Origin of the sequence: Streptococcus minor DSM 17118, from assembly GCF_000377005.1 — a bacterium.
Taxonomy (GTDB): domain Bacteria; phylum Bacillota; class Bacilli; order Lactobacillales; family Streptococcaceae; genus Streptococcus; species Streptococcus minor.
On the sequence record NZ_AQYB01000011.1, the window covers coordinates 1 to 3242 of the forward strand.

The window sequence follows — 3242 nt, forward strand, 5'->3', positions numbered from 1 at the left end:
CATCACTGTGTTCTGCGACAGCTATCGCATGGGCAGAACATCTGCTTCTACTTCGCTGATAAATCAACTCGTACAAGCAGTGATACTGCCTCAACGTGTGATGATAGTCAGTTCCTATACTATAAAACGAAAGAGATTAAAGAAAATTGAAATTATACTATTGAACTAAACAAAGAAAGCTTCAAACTCAGTTAGCGATATAAGTTTTAGAAGGTAACTCGGTACGACCTCTATTGTAAAAGGCTCCCTGTTCTTGTTGTAAAACATTACCTTTGATAAATTTTCATCAAAAGTAATAACTTCACCTACAGTACCTTTGTTTAGAGTTTTATAATCTTCATTCAACTTAACAAATGCTATTTGTTCATCAACACTATGCCCACTCCCGCCTCCAAGTGGAGTAACAGAAACACTAGTTAGAATAATATCATTAACTGGGAGCACTATTTCCTGACTACCCCTGGTCTTTCCGAATTTTCCATAAATTCCACCACCCATTATGCAATACCTCCTTGAAATATTAGCGAAGTATAGCTAGGATACGGAACTATCTCTATTCCTAAAAAACGTGGATATTGGAAAACTTCATTAGGAATTGCTCCATATACAAGAATAGTATGGGGCTCTAATCGATTAATAATATAGTCTAATCCCTTAATAAAAGATTGACGTTCGGCAGTATCTTTCATGAGACCATGTGAACCAACCGCAATTACACTGTGTTTGCTTAATCCATCACAAACGATGTCGTAAGTTCTCTCATCTCCCCAGCGAATATTAGGAATCACAGAAATTTCATTTTCTTGTAACCAAGTTCCAATAGCACGGCTGCGGTAAATATTCCAGATTTGCATTGCCAGTGGCATATCACGATATATACTAAAATCCGGTAAAATAATTCCATCGTATGACTTTAAAGTTTCTAAGTGTTTCTTAGGGCTCTTCCATATCCCTTCAAAATTAACATCATCTTCATAAAAACATATCCAATTATTGCTAGAACATTGTCTACGTTTTGAAAAAGGAACCATACTAATTGGAAGTTCTCCCTCATAAGAAGAAATGACTGGAATTTCATAATCTCCAGCATATTCTGCATTCTCCACTAGAAATGCATTAAACACATCTTTGCAACCACCTCGGTTACTTTGAATTTTTGACATAAGTCCTCCATTTTTATTGATTTTCAATGGCGACTATGGTAAACTAATGTTGTATCAATTGCGATTACCCGTCGCCCCTCGCCCTCGAGTCCCCACTCAAAGGCTTTTTTTATACCCAACCATCAATTTCATACTTATTTAATTGATACGTAGCCATCTGATGCGAGACTCTACATTTTTCTACTACTTCCTCAATGGACATCTCTTTAACAAGCTTTATTGGAACAAGTAACTCTCCTGCGAAGCAATTTGCTTGCCATTCTGGATCCTCATAAGTTTTCCTGCTTTCAAGTTCTTCAACTGTACGACAAAATACGATTTCTTCATTACGATGTTTAAAAAAATGAAATAGTTCATGAGCAATAGTAGAACGTGAAAATCCGTCTCCCTCACATGCCTTATCATATATATCTTCACGAATCCTTATTAGCTTTTGATGATATAAAGTTTCACCATAACTATTCGGCATAGCGTCTACTGGTACAATTTCAATGTCAAAATATCCAGCTTCAGAAAAACCTTCTAAAACCTCTACTATTGGAAATTCTAACGCATTACCAAGATTAAGCTGTTCTCGAAAATGTCGACTGTATTTCCGTATATCCTTGCGAGAACAAGGCGAAACTCTACAACTTATTGTCATTCAAATCCTCCGTTGTCTTATTTAAGAGTGCAGCAATTCGACCTAAATCCTGCGTGTCAAATCGTTCTATGCTTCTTGCAAAGGCAAATGCAGCATCCTTTTGTAATTGATTTAAGGGTTCTAAATCAATTTCTATCAGGTTTTGACTTAATTGTTGTGCCTGTTTCAATTGACTTCTTTGTTCCTCTGTAAACTGGTATAGATTACTTAATTTCTCATCCCAATCTTTTGGGATTTTCTTTTTTCCATTTTCAACAGCTGATAAGAAAGCTGAGCTAACTCCTAATTTTTCAGCCATCCTCTTTAGTACTTCACCTTCATCTATTCTAAGTTTTCTTAGATACTTTCCAAACTCCGTAGCCATTAGTTTTCTCCTTTTAATTCATTTTACACAAACATTATAAACCAATCTCAATCCTTTTTCAACCACAATCTAATGTTTTTTAACCTTTTTGGTTAATCTTTGTGGAATAAAAAAACTGCAACTCATTCGCTGCAGTTTCTTATTATTTTTGCATATTACCTCAAAGTCTTTAGAAATCCGTTCATTATCTGCAATAAAATTTGTTATAACCAGACCATCTCGGTGGTCAACATCTCCAACATTTCTTCTTATCTCATTGATTAGTTCTTGGAGTTCCTCAGGTCTAAAACCAATTGTTCTAGAGTCACTTTTTATTAAATCGCTCACAAAACCCAGACCTGATTTTTGCAATAATTCATCTAAATCACTCTTTCGTAATATAAATTTTGACTTGATAACAATAGTATCAATGATGTAATCTTTAATTTGTGGTACAGTTAAATGAGTTCTCATATATCTTCCTTTTCTCATTGACAAGCTTGATACAATTAACTTTTTCATCCTCAATTATACCAAAAAAAACGCAAAAAAGGCTGTAGCCACAATGGTTTCCCACTGTCGTTACAGCCTTTCGTCTGCTTTATAAAGCTACCTCAGTTCCTTCCAGGAAACAAACGGTTATTTCGCCATCAAGTCCTATCCTGACATGGTCTAGCACTCGGCACATATCTGAGTGGTTGAAGTCTGTCTGCTCCTGCCTAAGCAGGTCACTCAATGCCATGCTGTAGTGCTTATCCAGTAGCCGATTCTCTGCTAAGATTTCCTCCCACTTACTGTGCAAAAGATCTACATTGTCACTCAACATTTCTATCGCCTTCACAACGGCTAGTTCAAGTGTCTCTTCATCAATGTGGTTATTGTGATAACCAATCTTCCCTTTCACTTTATAGCGATTATTACACTGCCAAACCTTGCGTTTACAACGACTGGTTGTCCAGAGTTCTCTCGTCCAAGGTTTCTAGACTTTTACGAGCAGTGCAACACACTCAGCGGTTCGCTGTTACCGCATCACTGTGTTCTGCGACAGCTATCGCATGGGCAGAACATCTGCTTCTACTTCGCTGATAAATCA

At 36.7% G+C, this 3242-nt stretch carries 6 protein-coding genes; all 6 read right to left on the reverse strand.

Going from position 1 to position 3242, the window contains the following annotated elements; all coding sequences use genetic code 11:
• Positions 1-165 precede the first annotated feature (165 nt).
• Positions 166-498 carry a hypothetical protein gene (locus tag F602_RS0100170; RefSeq protein WP_018165960.1) on the reverse strand — a complete coding sequence of 111 codons (333 nt, stop codon included), beginning with the start codon at positions 496-498 and terminating at the stop codon, positions 166-168.
• Positions 498-1163, reverse strand: a complete 666-nt coding sequence (locus F602_RS0100175) for a DUF4417 domain-containing protein (protein WP_018165961.1) — start codon at positions 1161-1163, stop codon at positions 498-500. The genes F602_RS0100170 and F602_RS0100175 overlap by 1 nt, the downstream gene beginning before the upstream one ends.
• Before the next feature lie 109 nt (positions 1164-1272).
• A complete protein-coding gene (locus F602_RS0100180; protein ID WP_018165962.1) occupies positions 1273-1806 on the reverse strand; it encodes an ImmA/IrrE family metallo-endopeptidase in 534 nt (177 codons plus the stop codon).
• The gene (locus F602_RS0100185) at positions 1790-2170 is read right to left on the reverse strand and encodes a helix-turn-helix domain-containing protein (RefSeq protein WP_018165963.1); all 381 of its coding nucleotides are present in this window, start codon (positions 2168-2170) and stop codon (positions 1790-1792) included. The genes F602_RS0100180 and F602_RS0100185 overlap by 17 nt, the downstream gene beginning before the upstream one ends.
• Positions 2171-2239: 69 nt before the next feature.
• The gene (locus F602_RS0100190) at positions 2240-2671 is read right to left on the reverse strand and encodes a hypothetical protein (protein WP_156801820.1); all 432 of its coding nucleotides are present in this window, start codon (positions 2669-2671) and stop codon (positions 2240-2242) included.
• Between the two features lie 79 nt (positions 2672-2750).
• Positions 2751-3053 carry a hypothetical protein gene (locus F602_RS10530; protein WP_211205359.1) on the reverse strand — a complete coding sequence of 101 codons (303 nt, stop codon included), beginning with the start codon at positions 3051-3053 and terminating at the stop codon, positions 2751-2753.
• Positions 3054-3242 lie beyond the last annotated feature (189 nt).

Coding starts and splice junctions, on each gene's coding strand:
- F602_RS0100170 (WP_018165960.1), bottom strand. CDS start 498: ATGGGTGGTGGAATTTATGGAAAATTCGGAAAGACCAGGGGTAGTCAG.
- F602_RS0100185 (WP_018165963.1), bottom strand. CDS start 2,170: ATGGCTACGGAGTTTGGAAAGTATCTAAGAAAACTTAGAATAGATGAA.
- F602_RS0100175 (WP_018165961.1), bottom strand. CDS start 1,163: ATGTCAAAAATTCAAAGTAACCGAGGTGGTTGCAAAGATGTGTTTAAT.
- F602_RS0100190 (WP_156801820.1), bottom strand. CDS start 2,671: ATGAAAAAGTTAATTGTATCAAGCTTGTCAATGAGAAAAGGAAGATAT.
- F602_RS0100180 (WP_018165962.1), bottom strand. CDS start 1,806: ATGACAATAAGTTGTAGAGTTTCGCCTTGTTCTCGCAAGGATATACGG.